Below are 23697 nucleotides of genomic sequence, written 5' to 3'. Positions count from 1 at the left end.
CGAGGCCGGGCAGGGAGGTTTGGCATGGCGCGATCCGCCGACATCGACATCAACGCGGGCGCACGCCTCGACCGGCTGCCGGTCTGTGGTTTCCACTGGCGCATTCTGGCGCTGATCGGCGCCGGCATGTTCCTCGACGCGTTCGATATCTATCTGGCCGGCGGCGTGCTGGGCGCGGTGCTCAAGGAAGGCTGGTCGACGCTCGAGCTCAACGCCGCCTTTGTTTCAGCGACCTTCGTCGGCATGACGATCGGTGCCTGGTTCTCCGGCATCCTTGGCGACCGCTTCGGCCGCCGCTTCTCCTACCAGATGAACCTCGCGATCTTTGGCCTCGCGTCGATCGCGGCGGCCTTCGCACCCAGCATGACCGTGCTGATCGGCCTGCGCTTCATCATCGGCATCGGGCTCGGCGCGGAGATCGTGGTCGGCTATGCGACCTTGACGGAATTCGTGCCGGCGTCGTCGCGTGGCCGCTGGATCGGGCTGCTCGCCGTGATCACCAACTTCTCGCTGTTCGCGTCGTCGATGATCGGCCTGTGGGTGATCCCGACGCTTGGCTGGCGTTACATGTTCGGCCTCGTCGGCATTCTCGCGATGATCGTCTGGGTCCTGCGCAAGTCGATGCCGGAATCGCCGCGCTGGCTCGCCGCCAACGGACGCGCCGATGAAGCCGAGAGAATTCTCGCGACGATCGAAGCGGAGGCTGCGCGCAAGGCGCCGCTGGCTCCAGTCGCCGCCAGCGCGTCGGCGCAGGAAATGCCCGGCTCGGTGTGGCGTCTGTTCCAGCCGCCGTATCTCGCCCGCACCTTGCTCGGCAGCCTGCTGCACATCGTCGTCGGCTTCAGTCTCTACGGCTTCATCGGCTGGCTGCCGACCTTCATGGTCAAGGGCGGCCACAGCGTGGTGTCCTCGCTGGGCTACACCACCGTGATGGCGTTGGGCGGTCCGGTCGGATCGCTGATCGGGCTCGTGCTGGCGGACCGTCTCGGGCGCAGGCTCTCGATCATCTGCTCGTCGATCGCGGCAGCGGTGCTCGGCATCGTCTACCCCACCATGCCGGATGGTGTCGCGCTCGCAACCGTCGGATTCCTGCTCGTCACCGCGATCTACGTCATGCTGGCGACCGGGTTCGCGATGCACGTCCCCGAACTGTTCCCGACGCGCTACCGGCTCCGGGGCACCGCGATCTGCGCCACGTCGGGACGGATCGCGACCGCATTGGTGCAGTACGTCGTGGTCGCGATCTTCGCCTGGCAAGGGTTGACCGGCGTGCTGACGGCCCTGGCCGGCATCCTCGTCTTCCAGGCCGTGGTCTTTCTCGTGTTCGGATTCGAGACCAAGGGACGTTCATTGGAGGACGCGTCGGCCATCACCGATGCCGAGGCAGGACGTCAGTCGCCGATCGCGCGGAGCCGGCGGATATCGGCGCCTAGCTGAGGCCGGAGCAAGCCGCCCTGATCCGGTCGCGGAGCCAGCCGTTCGCATGGCTCTGGTCGTATCTGCGGTGCCAGTACAACATCCAGTCGAACGGCGCGGACTCGAACGGCAGCTCCTCCATCCTCAGGCCGTCGTCCATCAGCACGGCGGCGAGATGCCTCGGCATCACCGCGAGCAGGTCGGTGCTCTTCAAGACATGAGGTACGACGAGCCAATGCGGCACATTCAGCGTGATGCGTCTGCGGTGACCGCGTTCGGCGAGCACGTCGTCGACGAAGCGAAGATCGGTCGGGCTCATCGAGACCTTCATGTGCTCGTGATCGATGAAGCGTTCGAAGGTCAGCCGCCCGCGCTTGATCGGGTGACCGTTCCGCATCAGGCAGACCATGCGATCGCGCAACAGCGTCTCGGAGCGGATCGATGCGGAATGCTCGAGCCCCATGCTGACGGCGACGTCGATCTCGTCCCGCTCCAGCGCATCGATCGTCAGGGCAGGCGGCAGATGGATGATGTTGTAGGAAATCCGCGCCTCTGGCGGCCGCGCCGCGGCGAGCCTCGGCAGCAACAGGCACGCGAGAATGTCCGACATCCGGATCGTGAAGCTGCGTTCGGTCCGGCCCGGATCGAAGCCTGTGTCGCTCGCCATCACGCGCTCGACCTGGCGCAGCACCTGGCGCAACGGCTCCGCCAGCTCGGTGGCGCGCGGCGTCGGCTTCATGCCGCTCGTCGTCCGCACCAGCAACTCGTCCTCGAACATCGCGCGCAACCGGTTGAGCGCGTTGCTCATGGCCGGTTGACTGAGGCCGACGCGGTCGGCCGCCTTGGTGACATGACGCTCGGTCAGCAGTGCGTCCAGCGCGACGAGCAGATTGAGGTCGATGGATCGAAGGTTCATCTCGCCATTCATATCGTGAATAACGTCAGACCACAAATCCATTTCATCTATGACGACGCGGCGAGTATCCAGTCGACCTGACCCAAGGAGGCAGCAATGAACTTTGAGACGATCAAGCGCGACGTGAAGATCTGCATGTTCGACCAATACGGCACGGTGGTCGACATGCAGGGCGGCCTGACCAAAATCGCGACGCCGTTTCTTGCGAAGAAAGGCTGGAAGGGCGATCCGAATTCCTTCGTCACCTGGTGGCGCCGCACCCATTTCGAGAACTCGATGATCGATGCGCTGCTGCATCGCGAGCACACGCCCTATCGCGAGATCGGGCATCGCGCGGTCGCGCACGTGATGGACCGCGCGAAGATCGACTACACGATGGATGAGGTACGCTATTTGGTGGGCGAGATCGAGAAGCTGGTGCCGTTTCCGGAGGTGCCGGAGGCGCTGGCGCGGCTGCAAGCCAGGTACAAGCTGGTGGTGCTCTCGAACGGCGATCCCGACATGCTCGAGACCGCGAAGCAGTATCACAAGGTGCCGTTCGACCGCGTGATCTCGGTGGCCGCGGCCAATTCGTTCAAGCCGCACGTTGCGACCTACACCAAAGCCGCCGAGATCATGGGCGTGAAACCTGATCAGGTGCTGTTCGTGGCCAATCATGCCTTCGACTGCATCGGCGCCAAGTCCGCCGGCATGCGGACCGCCTTCATCGATCGGCGCAGCCGTCCGTTCGGCATCACGCCGCACCAGCCCGATATCCTGGTGCCGTCGATGAAGGACCTCGCCGATGCGATCGTCTGATCGCGAGCCGCTGTCGGGCATCAGGGTCCTCGACCTCTGCCGGGTGGTCTCCGGTCCCTTCGCCACGATGCAGCTCGGCGATCTCGGCGCCGACATCGTCAAGATCGAGGATCCGAGGCAAGGCGACGAGAGCCGCCGCTACGGGCCGCCCTTCGTCGGCGGCGAGAGCGCGTATTTCCTGTCTGTCAATCGCAACAAGCGCAGTTGCGCCATCGACCTGAAGTCGCCGGCGGGGCGCGACGCGGCGCTCGATCTTGCGTCCGCGGCCGACGTCGTGATCGAGAATTTTCGTCCGGGCACGCTCGACAAATGGGGGCTCGGCTTCGACGCGCTGCAGGCCCGCAAGGGTGACATCATCCTGTGCAGCATCTCGGGATTCGGCCGCACCGGTGCGGACGCCTTGCGCCCGGGCTACGATCTGATCCTGCAGGGCGAGTCCGGCGTGATGGACATCACCGGCGATCCGGACGCGCCGCCGACCAAGGTCGGCACCTCGATCGCCGATCTCGTCACCGGCCTGTACGCGTCGCAGTCGGTGCTCGCCGCCTTGATGTGGAAGAATCGGACGGGTGAGGGCGGCCGGGTCGACGTCTCCATGCTCGACGCCATGGCGTCGCTGCTGACGTTCAACGCCGGCATGTACTTTGCGACAGGCGAAAGCCCGCGGCGCCGGGGCAATGTCCATCCGACCATCAGCCCGTACGAGCCGTTCGAGGCGCGTGATGGCTGGATCAATGTTGGGGTCGCGAACGACAAGTTCTGGGCGGCCTTTTGCGATGTGATCGGCCGCCCCGACCTGCGCGACGATGCGCGTTTCGAAACCGCTCCGCAGCGCGCGGCGCGGAGGGACGCGCTCGCTGCGATCCTCGCTCCGATCTTCGCCCGGAGGACCCGCGCCGACTGGCTGCAGGCGCTCGGCGCGGCGGGCATTCCCTGTGGCGCGATCAAATCGGTCGGCGAAGTTTGCGAGACGCCGCAGCTCACGCAGCGCGGAATGGTGCAAACCGTCCGCCATCCCGCCGCGGGGGATGTCAGGTTCATCGCGCGGCCGACGCGGTTCGGCGACGAGCCGCCGGCGCCTTCCACGCCGCCGCCGATGCTCGGCGAACACACGCGCGAGGTGCTTGCGGAATGGCGCGGCTGGACCGACGATCGGCTGGAAAGATTCGCCCGCGAAGGCGCGTTCGGAGATTTTGGACGAAACTTCGTGCGATCGCCCAGTTGAGCCGTCATGTGAGTGCCGCCATGAGAGATGTCGCCGAGCAGATGATGCGCCGTGCCGTCGCAGACGAGCGGCAGGAATTCGGCTCGTTCTTCCTGTCGCGCTTCTTCGGCCTCGAGATCGCCTACCAGGGTGAAGCATGCATCGTCTCGTTTGACGTCGAGAAGCCGATGTTCAACCCGCAAGGCTCGCTGCATGGCGGGGTTCTGGCGACCGCGCTCGACATCTCGATGGGCCATCTCGTCAACCACGTCGCCGGTGCCGGCACCACGCTCGAGATGAAGGTGCAGTATCTCGCCGCGGTCCGCGAAGGGCGCGTGACCTGCAAGGCGACGTTCCTGAAGCGGGGCCGGAGGACGTTCTTCGTGCAGTCCGAGGCGTCGAACGCGGACGGCGAGCCGATTGCGCATGCTACGTCGACCTGGCAATTGCTGAGCCGAAGCTGAGAACGCGCCGGTTCGCGGCGGTCCGTTGTCGCGCCGCCGAGGCCGTTCCTTCGCACGAAACGGTCACGAGCATTGCCAGGATCGTGATCCGGTTTCATACTCCGGCGCCGGAAGTGCATCTCCACGGCGCGGCCGGCGCGCAGTGTGAGAAGCGATACCTAAAAAGCGGAGTGACGACGATGCGGTTTCGTCTCGCGTTTGCTTTTGTATCGATCGCGGCGCTGCTCGCTGGTCCGAATGCTGCCATGTCGCAGGACATGTTGCGCGGCGTCGACCTCGACAGCCCCGACATGACGACGTCGGAGATGACCCGGGCCGAGGTCGACGCGCTCATCAAGGCGGCGGCTCAAGCGGACCGGCAGACCGTAGATTTGGAAGGAAAGCGGCTGTCACGCCTCGATCTCTCGGGCCTCGACTTCTCCGGCGGCAACCTTCATCTCGTCAAGCTCAACCGGGCCAATCTGAAAGCCGCACGCTTCGATCGGGCCATGTTGAACCAGGCTTGGCTCATCGACGCGGATCTGACGGGGGCGTCCCTCGTCAAGGCATCGCTGCTCGGCACGCAGATGCAGCGCGCCAAGCTCGGTGGTGCCGATCTGAGCGGCGCGCGCATTACCGCCGATCTTTCCGGTGCCAGCCTGACCGGGGCCAAGCTCGCCGGCGCGGATTTGAGCGCCGATATGCGCAACCAATCGATGGGGCTGATGCGCGGCGTGCTCAATTCCGCCGATCTCCGCAATGCGGATCTGAGCGGCGCCAATCTCGCGCGCGCCGATCTCGAATTCGCGCGGTTGCAGAACGCCAATCTGGCAAACTGCAACCTCAGCAAGGCCGATCTTGCGGGAGCCGATCTGTCCGGCGCCAATCTCGCCGGCGCCGATTTCACCGAGACCGACCTTGCGTCGGCGGTGTTGCCGGCCGCGGCCGCGTTGGCCGAGGCTCGCAATCTGGACAAGGCCCGGAACCTGAACCTGGCGCGGCGGCCAGACTAGGGATCGCGTCCTGCTCGCTGCGCCTTGGCCAAGGCACGGCAGCGCGCTGGAATGCGCGGGAGCCGGGGCCTTACGGATGGGCGACGTACCCCTGGTCCGGAGAAGTCCAAATCACCGGTTTGTCCATTTCGGGGTGTCGCACCCCGTCAAGAATGACCTGTGCCACCAAGCCTTGGGGGCTGGTCAGAAAATTCAAACAAATCACGCCGGTCGGTCGGCTTCGCATGTTGCTTGCAACCTGATCGCGAAGGAAACTTGTTTCTTGTGCAGACGCTGGGCGGCCGGCAATCGTGAACGTTGCCGACCGTGTATCTTCCTCGCGGAATGTGCTGCAGAGCGCCCCCGATTGGATCGTCGTGACAAATTTCAACGACATGACCACCTCCGCCGACATCGTTACGTCGGCGTGCGTCTCGATCGCGCTTGCGCTGTCGAGAACGTATCTCGTGAGCGTGTTACATTCCCTCTTGTCGATCTTGGGTCCGATGCACAGCAGCAGGCCTTCACGCGCGGACGCGAGTGGATCGGGGTTCGCGGACATACTTTGAGCCGCCGAATCGGACCCACGGCAGTCAAACAAGGCCAAAATGGCCACGAAGAGAGCCATCGAGGGTCGATTCATACGGCACCGAAGCTGCCGGTCGGGTACATCCGTCGACGTTCGACCGAAAGTTGTAAGATTCGAGTGATGGTAAGGCACGCGTGAGGTCGGGAACAGCGGATATGTCGCGCTTCACCGGCATGACGACCGGCAAGTGAACGCTCTCTGTCGCGTCTTGGGGAAGTGGCGCACCCGACACGATTCGAACGTGTGACCTTTGCCTTCGGAGGGCAACGCTCTATCCAGCTGAGCTACGGGTGCGTGCAGGCCACCATTTAGCTGATTGGCTCGGTGTCGGCAACGGCGTTGTCCGGCCGGTTGAGGGCTGTAAACTGCCTGCGCCAATATGACAGGCCAGCTAAAAAAGGCCGTCTTTCGAGGGAGTTTGCCGATGCGTCCGCTGGAATTCGGCTGGTATCTGCCCACGCATGGCGACACCACGGCCTATGGGCTGATGGAGGCGCAGGTCGCGGGGTCGCCGGAACTCTGCGAGCGCGTGGTCAAGGCCGCCGAGGCGGCCTCCTTCGAATATCTCCTGATCCCGGTCGGCTCGGTGTGCTGGGAGGCCTGGATCACGGGCGCCTTCATGGCGGCGCGCTCGGCGCGGATCAAGCCGCTGATCGCAGCCCGGCCCGGCTACATCAACCCGGTGCTGATGGCCAAGATGATCTCGACCTTTGACCAGATGTCGGGCGGGCGGATCTGCATCAACCTGATCGCCGGCCAGAACGAGAGCGAGGTCGAGGCCGAAGGCGTGCGCTACGCGAAGGAGGAGCGCTACGCGCTGATGGAGGAGGAGGTCTCGATCCTGAAGGCGTTGTGGACCACGCGCGGGCCGGTGAATTTCCAGGGCCAGTTTCACACCATCTCGGGCGCGCATATCCGCCCGCGTCCGCTGCAGCAGCCGTTCCCGAAATTCTATCTCGGCGGCGGCTCGCGGCAGGCCTGGGAGGTCTCGGCGAAGCATTCCGACGTCCATCTGTTCTGGGGCGATCTGCCGGAGCGCATCGCTGACAATATCGCCGAGATCAGGCGGATGGCGCGGGCGCATGACCGCGAGGACGCGATCGGCTTCGGCATGCGGCTGCAGGTGATCTGCCGCGAGAACGAGGCCGACGCCTGGGAGGCCGCCGACCATCTGGTGCGCCACGCCACCGAGCGGCAGAAGCAGGAGATGAAGACGCTCTATGTCCGCTCCGAGGCCAATCAGCGCGTGCAGCAGCTCGCGCGCGACTATGGCGACCTCCTGATGCCGCATCTGTGGACCGGGATCACCAAGGTGCGGCCCGGCGCCGGCATCGCCGTGGTCGGCAATCCCGAGCAATGCGCCGCGACCTTGCAGCAGTTCATCGACGCCGGCTGCCACTCGTTCTGCCTGTCCGGCTATCTGCATGACGAGGAGGCCGAGCGGTTCGGCCGACTGATCCGCCCGATCCTCGCCGCGAACAATCGCGGCCGGCTCGCGGCGTGAGCTGCGGTTCGGAAGCTTGCCGAAATTTCATGGGCCAATCGGCGCTTGACGCGGCATGATCGAGCCGGGATCACACTCTCGCGGCACAATGGAGATTGAACCATGCATCACCGGGCCTGGCTTGCGGCACTGGCGCTGCTCGCCATGACGGCGGCTCGCGCGCCGGTTGCGTCGGCAACACAGGCGCAGATCGAGCGTGACATGAAGCCGGTCAAGGAGATCGCGAGCGGGCGGATCGCCGTCGGCAGCGCGGCGTTTCCACTCTACCTCTCGGCCGACTGGTCCAATCCGCTGCCGGATGTCACCCGCGCGGTGCTGGTGCTGCACGGCGTGCTGCGCAATGCCGACGACTATTTTCGCGCGGCGCTGAGCGCGCAGGCCGCGGCCGGCGATGTCGGCAAGGCGACGCTGATGATCGCGCCGCAATTTTTGATCGCACCCGACGTCGAGGCGTTCAAGCTGCCGGCGGAGACGCTGCGCTGGAGCCTCTATGGCTGGCAGGGCGGCGAGCCCGCGATCGCACCGGGTCCGGCGAGCTCATTCGAGGCGCTCGACGCCATCCTGACGAAGCTCGGCGACCGCAAGCTGTTTCCGAACCTGAAAGAGGTCGTCGTGTTCGGCCATTCCGGCGGCGGCCAGGTGGTGCAGCGCTATGCGATCGCGGTGAAGGGCGACCAGGTGCTGCTGCGCGAGGGCATCGGCGTGCGTTACGTGGTCGCCAATCCGTCCTCCTACGCCTATTTCACCAAGGAGCGGCCGGAGCCTGCGATCGCGGCGAATTGCCATGGCTACAACAGCTGGAAGTTCGGCATGGACGACCGTCCGCCCTATCTCGCCGAGCCGACCCCGGCCGCGCTGGAGCAGGCCTATGTCGCGCGCCGCGTGATCTATCTGCTCGGCACGCTCGACACCAATCCCAATCATCCCGCGCTCGACAAATCCTGCATGGCGGAAGCCGAGGGGCCGTATCGTTACGCGCGCGGGCATTCCTATGTCGCCGCGATGCAGGCGCGCGACGGCGGTACGCCGAAGCACAGCGTGTGGGACGTCCCCGGCGTCGGCCATGAGGGCGGCAAGATGCTCAACTCGCCCTGCGGCCTGACCGCCGTGTTCGACATCCCCGGCTGCGAGGCGGCGCGATAGAGCATGATCCGGAAGAGTACGAAGCGGTTTTCCGAAGAGATCATGCTCAAACAAAGAGCTAAAGCGCGATGACGATTTAACCCAATCTCATCGCGCTTTAGAGCGTTTTCGGTTCTGACCGAATCGGAACCGAAGCTCCGGATTGTTGGTTTGATGCGTTTCTTCAACGCTGACGATGGGGATCGAAGCACAGGTCGACGTGCTGGCGAGCGGATTGGCGGGATCTGCTACGAGATCTCCTTGATGAAATTGCCGATCGCGTCCTTCCACTCGGCAGCATGGTCGGTGAGGGCGGATATCCGCAATGAACGTCCGTCGGCCCCGCGAACGTCGATCGATCCGGTATCGTATCGCTTGACCGATCCTCCGGCGAGCCGCGCGACCGCCTCGAGATAGTTCAGAGCGGCAGGCTCGTTTCCAGCGAGACGGGCGTCCGACACCGCCTTGAGCAGCCAGATACTGCCGGTGGGTTCGATGGTCCCGGCGGAGAGCGTGATGTCGTTGGTGCCCTGCCAGCGCAGGAACAGCGATCGGGCGAATTCGGGCTCGATCCCCAACGGCTTGAGCGAGGCCAAAAAGGCACGAAGCTTCTCGGTCTGGCCTGGCTGGTATTGTTCGAGCTGAGCATAGAACTCGGGCTCCGAGGCCGTTACGTGTCTTGGCGTATCGGAACCGGCGCTTCCGGCCGTGGACGGTGGATCGATGCGGGTGTTCGTTCCCTCCGTGACGACGATGCCTCTTTCGATCAGCACGGTTCGCAGTGGAATGCGCGGCACGACCAGAATTCCGCCGTCGATACCTTCCCAAAGCGATAAATCCAGCAACGCCAATCCGGCGTGAACGCCTGCGTGCAATTGAAGATACCCGGCGAGGGCTTCAACGCCTTCGTGGATGCCATCACTAATGACCAGAAGCATGAATCGGCCGGAGCGAAGACGCCGCGTGACGGCATCGACAAACCGTTGCTCGTCGAGGTCGGTATGATCCTTGACCAATCCCCAAAGTGAGAAGGACGGCTCCTTTCGGGCCTTGCGGACAGCCCGTTCGAGGTCCTCGTAATGCCAGCCCGTTACGGCGCGAGCATAGTCGAAGACCTGGGCGACGACTTCCCGGCGCGACTGCGGGTTCCTGATGAGCTTGCATTCGCCGATTATCAGGCCGCCTTGCGGCGTAATCCACACATTGTCGATTGATCCCGCCTGCGTGACTAGCTCCGTACAAACCGCGATCAACGGTCGAAAGGCCGGTTCGATTTCCTCCATCGGAATGACATCAGGACGCTCGTGCACAAGCCGCTGAAGGAATTCCTCGCGATGGCCGTCTTCACGGCCGGGTTCACCGAGCTTGAAATTCCTGAGCGCAGTGATCGGCTGGCCAACCCTATAGAGTACGGGACTTCCGTGCTTCGACGATGGAGACATGGAGAGGCCTTCTTGGCGGAGACCGTGGGCTGGAAGGGCGGGGAGCCGGCACGACCACAGATGAAATAAAAATTGCCAGACAATTGCTTCACCGACCGTCGAGCCGGCAAGCTAACCTTTAGTTGAAAACGCGAACCGGCGGATACATCCGGGAATCAAGTGCTGCCTTACGCCGGCACGATCACCTTGCCGATCGGCCACAGCGCGATGCCGGCGAGCTTGAGATGCGCCCAGGCAAAGGGAATGCCGATGATGGTCACGGCCAGCAGGATCGCAGTGATCAAATGGCCGATCGCGAGCCACCAGCCGGCCAGGATGAACCAGATCAGATTGCCGATCACGCCGAGCGGCCCGGTTCCGATATCCGACATCCCGGTGACTTCGTCGCGGCGCACCGCCCGTGAGCCGAACGGCAGCAGCGTGTAGACGGCGATGTTGAAGGCGGCGCGCGCCCACGGCAATCCGATGATGGTCACGGCCATGATGACAGCGGCGATCAGCCAGCCGAACGCCATCCAGGCGCCGCCGATCAGGATCCAGAGGATGTTCAGGAGGATGGATACAGGCTGCATGGCCGACACCTTCGCGCCGCTTCGGACGTCCCCAATATAGGCTGATGTCGGCTGCGGTGGTAGGTGCGGCGCAAGCGCACGCCGGCCTCGTTGCATCTCGCCTGATCGCGGCTAAGCTCGCGGCCGCGCAGGACACGAGAAGCCTGCATCGGAAAGGGAGAGCAACAATGAGAAAACGACTTGGGGCGGGCGTTCTGGCAGTCCTGGCGTTGACCGCGCCGGCCGCCGCGCGAGCCGAGGACGCCGCGCGTTTCGCGCCGCTCAAGGCCGAGGAGCTGTCGCCGCCGCAAAAGGCCTGGGCCGACATGATCAGCGCGCCGCCGCGCAATGCCAAATTCACCGCGCCGCCCTACCGCGCCTATATCCGCAATCCCGATCTGGCGCCGAAGCTGTCGAACCTGTCGGAGTATCTGCGCTGGAATACCTCGCTGCCGGCGCGGCTCAGCGAAATGGCGATCCTGATCACGGCGCGGCACTGGACCGCGCAGTATGAATGGTCCGCGCACTATCCGCTGGCGATCAAGGGCGGGCTCGATCCGAAGGTCGCGGACGCGATCGCCAAGGGCATGCGCCCCGACGGCATGAAGGACGACGAGGCCGCGCTCTACGATCTCGGCGCCGCGCTCTATCGCGACAGGAAGGTCAGCGACACCGTCTACAAGGCGGCGCTCGAGAAGTTCGGCGAGCGCGGCATCATGGATATCATCGGCATCATGGGCTACTACGACCTGGTCTCGATGACGCTGATCACGATGCAGGCCGGCCCTGCGAACAACGGCGTGCCGCCGCTGCCGGTGCTGGAGAAGTAACGGCATCCGCAGCTGTCTCGCTCTCCTGCCTCTCATAATCCCCGCTGTCATCGCCCGGCCTGTGCGCAATTGCGCACATGGACCGGGCGATCCAGTACGCCGCGGCTCCTCGGCTCGCGCGCTGCGGCCTCTGGAATACTGGATCACCCGCTTTCGCGGGTGATGACACCGAGCAAGCGAGCAACCGCCCGTCATCCTGCGGCGAAGCGGTGCACCAAGCGCGTCCACGATTTCGGAATAATAGAAGGATACAACTGAGTTGCCCGACGTGTCAAGCCGCCTGGTCGACCGTAGGCGGCTGCCGGCTACTGTGCATGGGGTTGTTTTCGATATTTTGGCGGTGCGCCCGAACGCGGGGCGAGGTGAAGCGAGGGCCCGCTGCTTCGATCTATTGCGCGGTCGCCTCTATCGCCGGAAGCCGCTGGCACGCGAATAGGACTGACGGCCTTCCTGGGCCGGGCGCGCCGCGAGGCTGGCGCGGGTCTCGCTGGCGACCGGGGTCGCCGGCTTGAGGTCCTCGAGGAAGATCGGCCTGGCGAAGTAATAGCCCTGGGCGTAGCGGATCTTGGTCGCCGCCTGCAGATAGGTGAGTTCCTCGTAGGACTCGATGCCTTCGGCGATCACGGTCATGCCGAGCGCATCGCTCAGCGACTCGATCGCGCGCAGGATGCCCTGGCTGCGCGGCCGCTGATGGATGTCGGTGATGAAGGAGCGGTCGATCTTGATCTCGTCGGCGGTGATGTCGGCGAGCGCCGACAGCGACGAATAGCCGATGCCGAAATCGTCGATCGAGATGCCGACGCCGATGCCGCGCAGGATCGGCACGATCTGGTCCTGGAAATGCGACCTCGTCACGAAGGCGTCCTCGGTGACCTCGATCATGAAGCGCTTCGGGAAGCCGGTCTCCTCGATCGCGCGCGCGAAGCGGCGCATGAATTCGATATTGCCGGCCTGCTTGGCGGCGACGTTGATGCTGATCGTTGCGGTCGGGCCGAACGTGTCGTTGATCAGGTCGATCGACTTGACGATTTCCGCCAGCACCAGGAACGTCAGCTCGTCGATCAGGCCGAGCTCGACGGCAAGGTTGATGAAGGTGCCGGGCGCCTGGATCACGCCCTCGTCGTCGCGCAGCCGCACCAGCGCCTCGATGCCCTTGACCTCCTGGGTGCGGATATCGACCTTGGCCTGGAACGCGCAGCAGAAACGTTTTTCGAGGATCGCCAGCCGCAGCGACTGCTCGATCTTCATCCGCGCCAGCGCCTCGCGCTCCATGCTGTTGTCGAAGAACGCGGTCGAGCCCTTGCCGTTGTTCTTGACGCGATACATCGCGATGTCGGCGTTCTGGCGCAGCGCCTCGTAGCTCCGGCCGTGCACGGGGTAGAGGCTGACGCCGATCGAGGTCGAGGCGAAGATCTCGGACTCCTCGATGAAGAACGGCGCCTTCAGCCGCTCCTGCATGACATGGATGAATTCGGCAACCTCGTCATTGCTGCTGATCGGGTTCAGCAGCAGCAGGAATTCGTCGCCGGAGATGCGCGACAGGATGTCGGTATCGCGCAGCGCGTGGCCGAGCCGCTTCGACAGCTCGACCAGCAGCGCATCGCCGATCGCGTGGCCGTAATAATCGTTGATGTGCTTGAAGTTGTCGACGTCGAGGAAGGCGAGCGCGAAATGGCTCTGCGCGGCGTCGCGGATCAGGCCGTTGACGCGATGCTCGATCACCCGGCGGGTCGGCAGGCCGGTCAGCTCGTCGTAATAGGCCGAGCGAAACAGCTGGTCCTCGAACGCCTTCTGCTCGCTGATGTCGGTCGATGTCGAGATCAGCAGATTGCGGCCGGCGATCTGGACCGGCCGGTGCGCAGTGAGGAACACGTATTTGGCTGCGCCGCAGGACAGGACCTCCTCGAGCACCACCGGACGGCCGCTGCGCAGCAGGTCGAGATTGGCGGCATGGCGTTCGTCGACCGGCGCTGGCTGGCTCGCGCTGGCGGCCAGCTGCAACTGGCTCGCCGCCGCTTCATTCACCAGGATGAACTGGCCGTGCTCGTCCTGGACGGTCAGGCCCGCCGGCAGCAGCTGGAGAAGGTCGCGCAGGATGCGCAATTCATTTCCAAAAATGTCGTCTTGGCCGGTCGCTGCAGCGCCCGTCTGAAAATCGTGTTTGGTGAAACTATGCATGCGCCGACCTTGGCAAAGTCCGTTGTAGTTTTGGTTAAGCGGACCCGCGAAATGCCGTGACAGAATGAGACCCGCGCGGCTTTCGCAAGCCGCCGCGGCAATCGTCATTAACAGAGTATCAATGGCGGCCTCGGTCGCCGGTGAAAGCGATTGCGGCGGGCGCGGTTGCACCGATCAACGGGCCTGTGCCGGAAAGCCGACTTATCAACAGTTGGGAAGCTTGCACTGCATGGTGCAGTGAACACCGGTCTTCAGGTAACTGATCTCGGTCTTGCCGTCGAACGGCCGCAGCGCCGACTTCAGCAGCTTGGTGCCGAAGCCGGCGTCTCCGATGGCCTCGACCACCGGTCCCTCGGTCTCGTCCCAGATCACGTTGAGACGTCCGTCGTCCACGGTCCATGACACCTGTAAAAATCCACGCGGCGAGGAGAACGCGCCATACTTCCCGGCGTTGGTCGCGAGCTCATGGAAGATCAGCGCCAGCGAGACCGCGAGCTTGGCGGGCAGGAACAGCTGCTCGCCATTGAGATTGAACCGCACGTGGCCGTAGGGACCGAGCTCCGAGCGGAGCAAATCCCTGATATCGCAGCCATAGCCGTCGACGCGGGCGATCAGATCGTCGGTCGCCGAGAGCGCGCGGATGCGATGGTCGATGCGCTGCCAGACGTCGGGCCGGTCCTGCAGCGCCTGATGCAGCACGGCATGAATGGTCGAGGACTTGTTCTTCAGCCGGTGCTGCAACTCGTCGACCACGACCTTGCGGTACTGCTCCTCCTCGATCAGCCGTTTGGAGACTTCGCGCTGCTGCGCGACCAGGGAGCGGTAGTGCTCCACGCCCCAGATCGCGATGCCGCACACCACCCAGAAGATCATCAGCAGCGCAAAGCGCGCCGGGTCGGCGTGCGTGCTGCTGAAATTGAGCAGCACCCCGAGCAGGCCGCTGGCCAGCGCGGTTGCGACCCCGATCCGGAAACCGCCAAGGGCGGTCGCGAAGAACACCGCCGGGAAGTAGGGCGTGAAGAACACATCGGGCCGCATCTGGGCGAGCCCGAAGCGGGCGGCCGTGGCCAAAACGAGACAAAGCACGGCGAAGGCCACCGCAAGCAGCACCGAGGGCTGGGAATCGCCCCGCCAACACGCCCTGAAATCGTCGATCCACTTCGCCATCTGTCGTTCCAGTTCACGTGAACAGGCGAACCAAAATAAGGCCGCTGCGACCGAAAAACCGCAGTTGTGGCCTTCTGGCCACAGGCGGACCTCACGAGACGCGGCGACGTCCCGGCGCTTGTGTTGGCGGCAGGAGCTGGGGAATATCCGCAACATCATACGTAGGTTTGGGGGACCGCCATGGGACGGTTGGACGGCAAGGTCGCGGTGATCACCGGGGCGACTAGCGGCATCGGGTTGCGCACGGCGGAGGTCTTTGTCGCGGAGGGGGCGAGGGTCGTGATTGCCGGCCGCCGCGCGCCGGAAGGCGAGGCGCTGGCGCACCGGCTCGGCGGCAATTGCGTGTTTCGTCGGACCGATGTCACGGTCGAGGAGCAGATGCAGGCACTGATCGCGCTTGCGGTGGAGAAGTTCGGCCGGATCGACTGCCTGTTCAACAATGCCGGCGGCCCGGCGCAGACCGGCGGCATCGAGGACCTCGACGTCGAGCGGTTCGACGCCGCGATGGCGACCCTGGTGCGCAGCGTCATGCTCGGCATGAAGCATGCCGCGCCTCAGATGCGTCAACAGGGCTCCGGCAGCATCATCAACAATGGCAGCATCGCCGGCCGGCTTGCCGGCTTCTCCTCGTCGATGGTCTATGGCGCGGCGAAGGCGGCCGTGATTCACTTCACCAAATGCGTGGCGATGGAGCTCGGCGAGTCCGGCATCCGCGTCAATTCGATCTCGCCCGGTGCAATCGCGACCGGCATTTTCGGCAAGGCGCTCGGGCTGTCGACCGACGCGGCCGAGAAGACCGCTTCCGTGATGCGCGAGGTCTACAAGGCGGCGCAGCCGATCCCGCGCGCGGGCCTGCCCGACGACATCGCGCATGCCGCGGTGTTCCTCGCCAGCGACGAATCGAGCTTCATCAACGGCCATGACCTCGTCGTCGACGGCGCCATCACCGGCGGGCGCAACTGGACCCAGCAGCAGGCGGGCTATGTCGCGCTGCGCAAGGCATTCGATCAGGGGGCGGGGTAGACATTCTCGCCGGGGCGAAAAGGCATGAACGCGAAGCTCGAACGGAAGCTGCGCACGCTCGGCGCCGTCATCGTGGCCGGTCTGGTGGCGAGCCTCGTCATCAATCTCGCGCAGGGCCGTCATTCGCCGGCGGCATTCATCGCGGGCTTTGCCTATGCGCTCGTGAGCTGCGTGATGCTCGGCGGACTGGAACTGTTCGTCTTTCAAGGCCCGCTGGCGGAGCGACTCAATCGTCTCTCCTTTGTTGCCCTGCTTACGGTGCGCAGCGCGGCCTACGCCGTCATCATCATCGCCATCCAGTTGCTTCAGGTCGGCGAACGCACCGCCGGATTGTCGCTCCAGACCTCCATTGCGGAATTTGGGCGCAGCATCGCCTATTCCGCCGTGGTCTCGCTGGTGCTTAATTTCGGCTTCAGCACCGCCACCCTGATCGGGCCTCGCGTCTTCATGAATTTCATCACCGGCCGCTACCACTCCCCGGTCGAGGAGGACCGCTTCGTGCTGTTCGTCGACATCGCGGGATCGACGGGCCTCGCCGAACGGCTCGGCGGCGTCGGCATCCACCGCTTCCTCGACCGCACTTTTCGCCTGCTGACGGAATCGGTGGTCGATTATCGCGGCGAGGTGCTGAACTATGTCGGCGACGAGATCATCGTGACGTGGTCCGAGCAGAACGGCGCGGTCGATTGCCGGCCGCTGCGCTGCTTCCTGGCGATGCGTCGCGCGTTGCAGCGGGCGGCGTCGCAGTTCGAGCGTGAGTTCGGTGCGGTCCCGCAGATCCGCGGCAGCCTGCATTTCGGTCCCGTGATCATCGGCGAGATCGGCGACGTCAAGCCGGCCATCGTGTTCAACGGCGACGTCATGAACACCGCGGCGCGGCTGGAGGAGCTGAGCCGCAAGGTCGACGGCGGCTTCCTCGCCTCACGCGCCGCGATGGCGCGCTTCGCCGCACCGCCGCCATTTCCGGTGAGCGATCTCGGCCGACTGCCGATCCGCGGCCGCGTCGACGGCATCGACGTGGTGGGGATCGGCGCGGTGGCGTAACGCGTCGGAAGTCGCACGCTGCGAGGCGCGAGAATGCGAAGCTGTGTCCCCACCGCAACTGTCATCGCCCGGCTCGACCGGGCGATCCAGTACGCCGCGGCTTCTCGATTCAAGCGCCAGCGTCTCTGGAATACTGGATCGCCCGGTCAAGCCGGGCGATGACACCGCGTGGTGTTGCAACCGGAAACGAGAACCATCCTCATCGTCGTCCCGGCGAAGGCCGGGACCCATTACCCCGAATGAGAGTTGTTGCGCGATGCTGGAGCCACAGCTTTCCCGACCAACCCAATCCTGTGGTTATGGGTCCCGGCTTTCGCCGGGACGACGGAGGTGGATGTGGCGCGAGCTGGCGTTCTTTCTTCCGCCAGGAGAGCAGCAAATCACGCCTTCTGCTTCGCCGCCGCCTTCGCGAGGTCGGGCGCATTCACGGCCGGGATCGCGACGCGGCCTGTGCCGGTATGCTGAAGGGCTGCGGCGGCCTTGTCGTTCTGCATGATCTTGGCCATCACGGCCTGGCCGGCGCGCTCGAACACCGCGCGGTTGTCGATCAGGAACTGGCGCGACTTGCGCAGGCCGTCGATATAGCCGTTGATCTCGGGCACGACGTAGCGCGCGACCATGTCCCAGCTGCGGCGGGTGTTTTCCGGATTGGCCCAGTCATGGGCGAAGCCGATGATCGAGCCGACGCCGCCGGAGACATCGACCAGGTTCTTGATCATCTTGATCAGATCGTCCGGCGTACCGATGGTGGACGCCGCACCTTCGACGAACGCGGTCTTGTCGACCGCTTCATCCGGCGAGGAAAACGCGGTCAGGCCCGGCCGCATCAAAGTGCCGACGTTATACTCGTTGTGCCAGCGCATCAGCCCGGCGCCGGCCTCGCGCCGTGCCTGCTCGCGGGTCTCGGCGATGTGCCAGGACAGCAGCACACGCCAGTTGGAACGGCTCACGGTGGTGCCGGCCTTCTTGGCGGCGTCCTCGGCGAACTGCCACTGCTGCGGCAGCGCCATCAGGCCCTGGGTCGACATCGAGCCCAGCGAGATGATGCCGATGCCGTACTTGCCGGCGAGCGTCATGCCCGACGGCGAGATCTGCGAGGCCACCACGAACGGCATGTCCTCCTGCAGCGGCAGGATCTGCAGCGCGGCGTCGTGCATCTCGAACCAGTCGGTCTTGGCAGTGACGCGTTCGCCGTTGAACAGGCGGCGGATCACCGCGATCGCTTCGTCCTGGCGGTCGCGCTGGGTCATCGGGTCGATGCCGAGCGTATGCGCGTCGGAGGCGAGGGCGCCGGGGCCGGAGCCGAAGATGGCGCGGCCGCCGGTCATGTGGTCGAGCTGCACCATGCGCTGCGCGACGTTGAAGGGGTGGTGATAGGGCAGCGAGATCACGCCGGTGCCGAGCTTGATGCGCTTGGTGCGCTCGCCGGCGGCGGCCAGGAACATCTCCGGCGAGGCGATCGTCTCCCAGCCCGAGGAATGGTGCTCGCCGCACCAGAATTCGTCGTAACCGAGCGCGTCGAGCTGCTCGACGAAATCGAGGTCGCGGCGGAATTGCAGCATCGGATGCTCGCCGATCGGGTGATGCGGGGCGAGGAAGGCTCCGAACTTGAGGCGCGCCATAGGTCGTTCTCTCCGGATGATTGTTATCGGGGCTTTGTCCCAACCTACGGGGTGGCCCGGGGCAAGGCAATGCTCCGAGGCTGCGGCGGCGGCATGGTTGTTGCGCAATTCGGCGGCGATTGCCGCCCTCCGGAATGTTTCCCAGCGCATCAACGCAAATTGCGCGACGGAGCGCGGGCAAATGCGGGGTGGGTCAAGGATGACGTGCCCGTGAGCCATCGCTTACGTCCGAGGTAATCGAGCGAATGACCGGAATCTGCTGATGTCGGGCGTGACGTCATTGCGGGCAGGACAGGGCATGCACCAGATCGTTTCGACGCGCGCGGAGACATCCCGCCGCTGGTGGGTGCTGGCGATCGTGGTGTCGGCGCAGTTTATGTTCGGCGTCGATGCCTTCATCGTCAATGTCGCGATCCCGACCATCGCGGTGGAATTGCACGCGACGCCGGCGCAGATCGAGGCCGTGATCGCGATCTATCTAATCGCCTATGCGACGCTGGTCGTCACCGGCGGGCGGCTCGGAGATATCTACGGCACCAGGAACGTGTTCGTCGCCGGCGTCGCGGGCTTCTCGGTGACCTCGCTGTGGTGTGGTCTGGCGCAGTCCGGGCCTGAGCTGATCGTTGCGCGGCTGGCGCAGGGCGCGACCGCGGCGTTGATGGTGCCGCAGGTGCTGGCGACGCTGCATCTGCTGTTCCCCGATGCGGCGCGCGCGCGGGCGTTCGGCATCTACGGCATCGTGCTCGGGCTCGCCGGCGCGGCCGGCTTCATGCTCGGCGGCGCACTGGTGACGCTCGATCTCGGAGGCCTCGGCTGGCGTGCGGTGTTCTTCGTCAACGTGCCGTTCGGCGTCGTCATCATTGCCGCCGCGCTGAAGATCATGCCGACGGTGCCGCGCCGCGCCGGCACGCGGCTCGATATCCCGGGCGCGATCGTACTGTTCACGGGCCTGCTGTGCCTGATCGGGCCGCTGCTGTTCGGTCACGATCTCGGCTGGACGAAATGGGTCTGGCTGGTGATGGCGGTCGGCGTCGCCGTGATCGCGGCGTTCGTGCGGCTCGAACGCGGCGTCGCGCGGCGTGGCGGCATGCCGCTGATCGATCTGTCGCTGTTGTCGGATCCGGCCTTCATGCGCGGCCTGGTCGCGGTGTTTTTCTTCTTCTTCGCCAACTTGTCGTTCTATCTGATCATGACGATGTTCATGCAGAAGGGCCTGCAGATTCCACCGCTGCAGGCCGGACTCGTGTTCGTGCCGCTGGCGCTGACCTTCGTGATCGCCTCGCGCCATAGCGGCGCGCGTGCGAGGCATCGCGGCACGCTGGTGCTGATCGAGGGCTGCGCGGTGCAGATCGTCGGACTCGGTGTGCTGGTCGCGACGGTCGAGACGGTCGCCGCGCCATCAGCGCTGCTGCTCGCGCTGGTGCTTGTGATCTTCGGCTACGGTCAGGGCCTGGTGATGGCGCCATTGTCGAGCGCGGTGCTGTCGAGCGTGAAGCCTGCCAGCGCGGGCGCCGGCTCCGGCATGTACGGCACCACGACGCAGATCGGCAACGCCGCCGGCGTTGCCGCGATCGGCGCAGTGTTCTTCGCGGTTGAGAGCGCGGCATCACCACGTCTGGCGTTGTTTACGGCATGCGCATTGTTTGTGCTTTCGATGTCAATTTCAGCCGCATTTCTGTCATGGATGCGCCGCGCGAGCGCGTGAATCCGTCGACATACGGAGCATGTCTTTCCAAAAGTTCATGTTCAAACAAGGTGCTAGGGCAACTATTTCAGCCGATCCGCCGCGCGCTCACGCGTTAACGCCGATTCTCACAATCCGCAGGGAAAGACAGCACACGGCCTTTTCATTTCGCAGTGCAGCAATTATCTGATCCGGTGACACAGAAGAATAAAATCACCTCAGGAGTTGCTGTTGTCCCTGGTCAACAATGTCGAATTCTTGCGTCATCTGCCCAAGATGAACGCGTTCAGCGGCCTCGGCGCGCTTGCGCCGGCGGTGCCGACGCCGCTCGTCGAGACGACCGAGTTCGGCGTCAACCCCGGCGATCTCAGGATGTTCTCGTTCGTGCCCGCGCAGCTTGCGCGGTCGCCGGCGCTCGTCGTGGTGCTGCATGGCTGCGGCCAGGCCGCAGCGTCCTACGATCTCGGCGCCGGCTGGTCGGCGCTTGCCGCGCATTACGGCTTCGCGCTGCTGATGCCGGAGCAGCAGGCGATCAACAACGGCAACACCTGCTTCAACTGGTTCAATCCGCAGGACATCGCGCGCGGCCAGGGCGAGGCCGCTTCGATCCGGCAGATGATCGCGCAGATGGTCGGCGCGCATGAGATCGATCCGCGCCGTGTCTATGTGACGGGACTGTCTGCAGGCGGTGCGATGGCCTCGGTCATGCTCGCGACCTATCCCGACGTGTTCGCGGCGGGCGCGATCATCGCCGGCCTGCCGTTCGGCGTCGCCACCGATCTGCGCGAGGCGCTCAATGCGATGATGCATGCAAGCGCGCTGTCGGCGCCCGAGCTCGGCGGTCTGGTTCGCAACGCGTCTACGCATGACGGCGCGTGGCCGAAGATTTCGGTGTGGCACGGCAGCGCCGACCGCACCGTGCATCCCGGCAACGCCGATGCGATCGTCCGGCAGTGGCTCGACGTGCATGGCCTGCCGCTGGCTGCGATGTCGAAGGCGGATGTCGATGGCCATCCGCGCGAGGTTTGGTGGAACGCCGACGGCGAAACGCTGGTCGAGTCGTTCAGCATCACCGACATGGCGCATGGCACGCCGCTCGGGCTGGCCGACAATGACGAGCGCTACGGCGTCGAGGGCGCGTTCCTGATCGAGGCCGGGATCTCCTCGTCCTATCACATCGCGAGCTTCTTCGGCCTGACCGACAAGGTCCGTCAGCCGCAGATCGCGCCGACCGGAGTGCCGCGCGAGAATGCTGACACGATCTCGATGACGATCCCGGTGGCTGCGGCCGAGCCCGCGCCTGAAGCCGCATCCGGCCGCAAGAGCGACCGGCCGCGCACGCGACGCAGCAGGGCTGCCGACGTCGGCGGCGTCATCACACGGGCGCTCACCGCCGCAGGGCTGATGAAATAGGGGCTGATAAAGTAGCTACATCTCGCCGGTCAGGAACGGGTTCGTCATCCGCTCCTGGCCGATGCTCGATCCGGCGCCGTGGCCGCAGATGAAGCCGACATCGTCGCCGAGCGGCAGCAGTTTCTCCTTGATCGACTGGATCAGCGTCGGATGGCTGCCGCCGGGCAGGTCGGTGCGCCCGACCGAACCGGCGAACAAGACGTCGCCGACATGGGCGAAGCGCAGCTCCTTGTTGAAGAACACCACGCTGCCCGGCGAATGGCCGGGGCAGTGCAGGATGTCGAAGGTGAGGTCGCCGATCGAGACCTGATCACCCTCGTCGAGCCAGCGGTCCGGACCGAAATTGCGCACCCCGGTGATGCCGAAGCGTTCGCCGCTCGAGACCACATTATCGAGCAGATACTTGTCCGCGATGTGCGGGCCCTCGATTTTGACCTGCAGCGCGTCGCGCAGCTCGGCGGCGCCGCCGACATGGTCGATATGGCCGTGGGTCAGCCAGATCTTCTCGACCGTCACGCCGGTCTGCTTGATCGCGGCCTGGATCTTCGCGACGTCCCCGCCGGGGTCGATCACGACGGCCTTCTTGGTCGGCTCGTGCCAGATGATGGTGCAGTTCTGCTCGAACAGCGTCACCGGCACGATGATCGCGCCGGCCTTCGGTTTGGTGTCGGTTGTGTCGTTCATGAGGGCACCATAGGCTTCCGGAAAATGCCGTCAACATGCACGGGAAATGCTTTTGCCCCGGCGTGTGATCCCAAAACGGACCGTGATAAGGTCACCTCCGGCACAACAAATTTGTGAGCAGGCCGGTACGCGGCTGCTCTCGATCACACGTACCTCCTCGCAGTCCGGAACTTCATGACCCAGGCTCCCAACTCACCGCTCGGCGGACCCCGGACCACCGCCCGCGCCTTCTTCGTCGCGGATCGCATCAACACGTCCGGTCTCGAGCGCGGCGACGTGCTGGCCACCACGCCGCTGGCGTTTCGCGTCAATGACAATGGTGTAGCGATCCTGTTCCGCTACGGCGTCGTCGTCCTGATCGGTCTCAATGCGCTCGAAGAGGACGAATTCCTGCGCAGCCTGCAATCGCGCATGACCGGATTGTTCACGCGGCGCGAGGAGGAGATCGCGATCATCGAGGTCGCCGCCGATAAGGAAGATCAGATCCCGCCGGGCGGTCCGATCTATCTGCAGAGCCTGTCGCCGGAGCGGCTGATCCTGGTCGGCGAGGCGCTGGCGAAGAGCGTGGTGCTGGCGCGGCATGAACGCGAGGTTCGCGCGGTGTTCGACACCACCGAACCGCTGGCACGCGAGCTCGCCAAGGGTGGTCGGGTCCAGGGCGGGCGGGTTGCGATCCTCAAGCACATCGGCAACGCGCTGTTGGTGCGGCATCGCGTGGCCGGCCCGGTCGAAGTCTCGGAGAAACCCGACATCCTCTGGGACAAGCCGCAGCTCGAGCGGCTCTATGCCCGGCTCGAAGACGAGTATGAGTTGAAGGAGCGCGCGGAATCGCTCAACCGCAAGCTCGCGGTCGTCGCCGAGACCGCGCAGGTCCTGACCGACATCATCGACACCGGCCGCTCGCTGCGGCTCGAGCTGATCATCGTCTTCCTGATCCTGTTCGAGGTGCTGATCACCATCTATCAGCTGGCGATGGCCCGCCACTAAGATCTTGCCGTGAGCGTAGCCCGGATGCAGCGCAGCGAAATCCGGGATTTCTTACCAGTCGTTCCGGTGGCCCCCGGATTACGCTTCG

At 64.8% G+C, this 23697-nt stretch carries 21 protein-coding genes and 1 tRNA gene; 13 read left to right on the top strand and 9 right to left on the bottom strand.

All coding sequences use genetic code 11. From position 1 onward, the window contains the following. Window positions 1-24: 24 nt before the first annotated feature. Entirely contained in the window at window positions 25-1437 is a 1413-nt protein-coding gene (locus tag BRSPCE3_RS31880) for an MFS transporter (protein WP_244070447.1), read from the top strand. Here BRSPCE3_RS31880 and BRSPCE3_RS31875 read toward each other — a convergent pair. Next, window positions 1430-2332, bottom strand: a complete 903-nt coding sequence (locus BRSPCE3_RS31875; protein ID WP_244070446.1) for a LysR family transcriptional regulator — start codon at window positions 2330-2332, stop codon at window positions 1430-1432. The genes BRSPCE3_RS31880 and BRSPCE3_RS31875 overlap by 8 nt on opposite strands. A 96-nt stretch (window positions 2333-2428) precedes the next feature. Here BRSPCE3_RS31875 and BRSPCE3_RS31870 point away from each other — a divergent pair, with 96 nt between their 5' ends. The 4 genes from BRSPCE3_RS31870 to BRSPCE3_RS31855 all read left to right on the top strand — a co-directional run bounded on the left by BRSPCE3_RS31870 (window position 2429) and on the right by BRSPCE3_RS31855 (window position 5790). Beyond that, window positions 2429-3130: a haloacid dehalogenase type II gene (locus BRSPCE3_RS31870; protein WP_244070444.1), complete on the top strand. Its 702-nt coding sequence runs from the start codon at window positions 2429-2431 to the stop codon at window positions 3128-3130. After that, the gene (locus BRSPCE3_RS31865) at window positions 3117-4355 is read left to right on the top strand and encodes a CaiB/BaiF CoA-transferase family protein (protein WP_244070442.1); all 1239 of its coding nucleotides are present in this window, start codon (window positions 3117-3119) and stop codon (window positions 4353-4355) included. The genes BRSPCE3_RS31870 and BRSPCE3_RS31865 overlap by 14 nt, the downstream gene beginning before the upstream one ends. Before the next feature lie 20 nt (window positions 4356-4375). Continuing rightward, a complete protein-coding gene (locus BRSPCE3_RS31860) occupies window positions 4376-4798 on the top strand; it encodes a PaaI family thioesterase (RefSeq protein WP_244070440.1) in 423 nt (140 codons plus the stop codon). Window positions 4799-4977: 179 nt separating this feature from the next. Next, a complete protein-coding gene (locus tag BRSPCE3_RS31855; protein WP_375709989.1) occupies window positions 4978-5790 on the top strand; it encodes a pentapeptide repeat-containing protein in 813 nt (270 codons plus the stop codon). 70 nt (window positions 5791-5860) lie between these two features. Here the strand turns inward: BRSPCE3_RS31855 and BRSPCE3_RS31850 are convergent, their stop codons facing one another. Then, on the bottom strand, window positions 5861-6397 hold the full coding sequence (locus BRSPCE3_RS31850; RefSeq protein ID WP_244070436.1) for a hypothetical protein: 537 nt from the start codon (window positions 6395-6397) through the stop codon (window positions 5861-5863). A 178-nt stretch (window positions 6398-6575) separates the two neighbouring features. Next, window positions 6576-6652 (bottom strand) — tRNA-Arg (locus BRSPCE3_RS31845). A 130-nt stretch (window positions 6653-6782) separates the two neighbouring features. On the opposite strand from BRSPCE3_RS31845, the gene BRSPCE3_RS31840 reads away from it, so the two are divergent. Both BRSPCE3_RS31840 and BRSPCE3_RS31835 read left to right on the top strand, forming a co-directional pair. Further along, entirely contained in the window at window positions 6783-7862 is a 1080-nt protein-coding gene (locus tag BRSPCE3_RS31840; RefSeq protein ID WP_244070434.1) for an LLM class flavin-dependent oxidoreductase, read from the top strand. A gap of 102 nt (window positions 7863-7964) precedes the next feature. After that, on the top strand, window positions 7965-9005 hold the full coding sequence (locus tag BRSPCE3_RS31835) for an alpha/beta hydrolase (RefSeq protein WP_244070432.1): 1041 nt from the start codon (window positions 7965-7967) through the stop codon (window positions 9003-9005). A gap of 227 nt (window positions 9006-9232) precedes the next feature. On the opposite strand, the gene BRSPCE3_RS31830 is transcribed toward BRSPCE3_RS31835, so the two are convergent. Further along, complete coding sequence (locus BRSPCE3_RS31830) at window positions 9233-10426, bottom strand: hypothetical protein (protein WP_244070430.1); 1194 nt, start codon at window positions 10424-10426, stop codon at window positions 9233-9235. Window positions 10427-10593: 167 nt separating this feature from the next. Then, on the bottom strand, window positions 10594-10998 hold the full coding sequence (locus BRSPCE3_RS31825) for a YccF domain-containing protein (protein WP_092120423.1): 405 nt from the start codon (window positions 10996-10998) through the stop codon (window positions 10594-10596). Window positions 10999-11165: 167 nt separating this feature from the next. Between BRSPCE3_RS31825 and BRSPCE3_RS31820 the strand changes: the two genes are divergently transcribed. Further along, window positions 11166-11807 (top strand): carboxymuconolactone decarboxylase family protein, encoded by a 642-nt coding sequence (locus BRSPCE3_RS31820; protein ID WP_244070428.1) that lies wholly within the window; start codon window positions 11166-11168, stop codon window positions 11805-11807. Between the two features lie 405 nt (window positions 11808-12212). On the opposite strand, the gene BRSPCE3_RS31815 is transcribed toward BRSPCE3_RS31820, so the two are convergent. Both BRSPCE3_RS31815 and BRSPCE3_RS31810 read right to left on the bottom strand, forming a co-directional pair. Then, entirely contained in the window at window positions 12213-13985 is a 1773-nt protein-coding gene (locus tag BRSPCE3_RS31815) for a bifunctional diguanylate cyclase/phosphodiesterase (protein WP_244070426.1), read from the bottom strand. Between the two features lie 204 nt (window positions 13986-14189). After that, window positions 14190-15152 (bottom strand): sensor histidine kinase, encoded by a 963-nt coding sequence (locus BRSPCE3_RS31810; protein WP_244070424.1) that lies wholly within the window; start codon window positions 15150-15152, stop codon window positions 14190-14192. Between the two features lie 180 nt (window positions 15153-15332). Here BRSPCE3_RS31810 and BRSPCE3_RS31805 point away from each other — a divergent pair, with 180 nt between their 5' ends. Further along, on the top strand, window positions 15333-16175 hold the full coding sequence (locus BRSPCE3_RS31805) for an SDR family NAD(P)-dependent oxidoreductase (protein ID WP_244070422.1): 843 nt from the start codon (window positions 15333-15335) through the stop codon (window positions 16173-16175). 24 nt (window positions 16176-16199) lie between these two features. After that, complete coding sequence (locus BRSPCE3_RS31800) at window positions 16200-17219, top strand: adenylate/guanylate cyclase domain-containing protein (RefSeq protein WP_244070420.1); 1020 nt, start codon at window positions 16200-16202, stop codon at window positions 17217-17219. A gap of 380 nt (window positions 17220-17599) precedes the next feature. On the opposite strand, the gene BRSPCE3_RS31795 is transcribed toward BRSPCE3_RS31800, so the two are convergent. Continuing rightward, window positions 17600-18841 carry an LLM class flavin-dependent oxidoreductase gene (locus BRSPCE3_RS31795; protein WP_244070418.1) on the bottom strand — a complete coding sequence of 414 codons (1242 nt, stop codon included), beginning with the start codon at window positions 18839-18841 and terminating at the stop codon, window positions 17600-17602. Window positions 18842-19139: 298 nt separating this feature from the next. On the opposite strand from BRSPCE3_RS31795, the gene BRSPCE3_RS31790 reads away from it, so the two are divergent. Both BRSPCE3_RS31790 and BRSPCE3_RS31785 read left to right on the top strand, forming a co-directional pair. Beyond that, window positions 19140-20546 carry an MFS transporter gene (locus BRSPCE3_RS31790; protein ID WP_244070416.1) on the top strand — a complete coding sequence of 469 codons (1407 nt, stop codon included), beginning with the start codon at window positions 19140-19142 and terminating at the stop codon, window positions 20544-20546. A 210-nt stretch (window positions 20547-20756) separates the two neighbouring features. Continuing rightward, window positions 20757-21938 (top strand): PHB depolymerase family esterase, encoded by a 1182-nt coding sequence (locus BRSPCE3_RS31785; RefSeq protein ID WP_244070414.1) that lies wholly within the window; start codon window positions 20757-20759, stop codon window positions 21936-21938. Window positions 21939-21953: 15 nt separating this feature from the next. Here BRSPCE3_RS31785 and BRSPCE3_RS31780 read toward each other — a convergent pair whose 3' ends face one another. Further along, window positions 21954-22622 carry an MBL fold metallo-hydrolase gene (locus tag BRSPCE3_RS31780; protein ID WP_244070412.1) on the bottom strand — a complete coding sequence of 223 codons (669 nt, stop codon included), beginning with the start codon at window positions 22620-22622 and terminating at the stop codon, window positions 21954-21956. A gap of 174 nt (window positions 22623-22796) precedes the next feature. On the opposite strand from BRSPCE3_RS31780, the gene BRSPCE3_RS31775 reads away from it, so the two are divergent. Beyond that, the gene (locus BRSPCE3_RS31775; protein WP_244070410.1) at window positions 22797-23609 is read left to right on the top strand and encodes an RMD1 family protein; all 813 of its coding nucleotides are present in this window, start codon (window positions 22797-22799) and stop codon (window positions 23607-23609) included. Window positions 23610-23697 lie beyond the last annotated feature (88 nt).

It is taken from the genome of Bradyrhizobium sp. Ce-3, assembly GCF_022835695.1.
GTDB lineage: Bacteria > Pseudomonadota > Alphaproteobacteria > Rhizobiales > Xanthobacteraceae > Bradyrhizobium.
This window is presented reverse-complemented; position numbering and strand designations above follow the sequence as displayed.

Excerpts from the sequence above, each read along its gene's own strand:
- BRSPCE3_RS31880 (WP_244070447.1), top strand. The coding sequence starts at position 25 with ATGGCGCGATCCGCCGACATCGACATCAACGCGGGCGCACGCCTCGAC.
- BRSPCE3_RS31870 (WP_244070444.1), top strand. The coding sequence starts at position 2,429 with ATGAACTTTGAGACGATCAAGCGCGACGTGAAGATCTGCATGTTCGAC.
- BRSPCE3_RS31775 (WP_244070410.1), top strand. The coding sequence starts at position 22,797 with ATGACCCAGGCTCCCAACTCACCGCTCGGCGGACCCCGGACCACCGCC.
- BRSPCE3_RS31810 (WP_244070424.1), bottom strand. The coding sequence starts at position 15,152 with ATGGCGAAGTGGATCGACGATTTCAGGGCGTGTTGGCGGGGCGATTCC.
- BRSPCE3_RS31800 (WP_244070420.1), top strand. The coding sequence starts at position 16,200 with ATGAACGCGAAGCTCGAACGGAAGCTGCGCACGCTCGGCGCCGTCATC.
- BRSPCE3_RS31835 (WP_244070432.1), top strand. The coding sequence starts at position 7,965 with ATGCATCACCGGGCCTGGCTTGCGGCACTGGCGCTGCTCGCCATGACG.
- BRSPCE3_RS31795 (WP_244070418.1), bottom strand. The coding sequence starts at position 18,841 with ATGGCGCGCCTCAAGTTCGGAGCCTTCCTCGCCCCGCATCACCCGATC.
- BRSPCE3_RS31840 (WP_244070434.1), top strand. The coding sequence starts at position 6,783 with ATGCGTCCGCTGGAATTCGGCTGGTATCTGCCCACGCATGGCGACACC.
- BRSPCE3_RS31830 (WP_244070430.1), bottom strand. The coding sequence starts at position 10,426 with ATGTCTCCATCGTCGAAGCACGGAAGTCCCGTACTCTATAGGGTTGGC.
- BRSPCE3_RS31805 (WP_244070422.1), top strand. The coding sequence starts at position 15,333 with ATGGGACGGTTGGACGGCAAGGTCGCGGTGATCACCGGGGCGACTAGC.
- BRSPCE3_RS31865 (WP_244070442.1), top strand. The coding sequence starts at position 3,117 with ATGCGATCGTCTGATCGCGAGCCGCTGTCGGGCATCAGGGTCCTCGAC.
- BRSPCE3_RS31790 (WP_244070416.1), top strand. The coding sequence starts at position 19,140 with ATGCACCAGATCGTTTCGACGCGCGCGGAGACATCCCGCCGCTGGTGG.
- BRSPCE3_RS31860 (WP_244070440.1), top strand. The coding sequence starts at position 4,376 with ATGAGAGATGTCGCCGAGCAGATGATGCGCCGTGCCGTCGCAGACGAG.
- BRSPCE3_RS31825 (WP_092120423.1), bottom strand. The coding sequence starts at position 10,998 with ATGCAGCCTGTATCCATCCTCCTGAACATCCTCTGGATCCTGATCGGC.
- BRSPCE3_RS31820 (WP_244070428.1), top strand. The coding sequence starts at position 11,166 with ATGAGAAAACGACTTGGGGCGGGCGTTCTGGCAGTCCTGGCGTTGACC.
- BRSPCE3_RS31875 (WP_244070446.1), bottom strand. The coding sequence starts at position 2,332 with ATGAACCTTCGATCCATCGACCTCAATCTGCTCGTCGCGCTGGACGCA.
- BRSPCE3_RS31855 (WP_375709989.1), top strand. The coding sequence starts at position 4,978 with ATGCGGTTTCGTCTCGCGTTTGCTTTTGTATCGATCGCGGCGCTGCTC.
- BRSPCE3_RS31815 (WP_244070426.1), bottom strand. The coding sequence starts at position 13,985 with ATGCATAGTTTCACCAAACACGATTTTCAGACGGGCGCTGCAGCGACC.
- BRSPCE3_RS31850 (WP_244070436.1), bottom strand. The coding sequence starts at position 6,397 with ATGGCTCTCTTCGTGGCCATTTTGGCCTTGTTTGACTGCCGTGGGTCC.
- BRSPCE3_RS31780 (WP_244070412.1), bottom strand. The coding sequence starts at position 22,622 with ATGAACGACACAACCGACACCAAACCGAAGGCCGGCGCGATCATCGTG.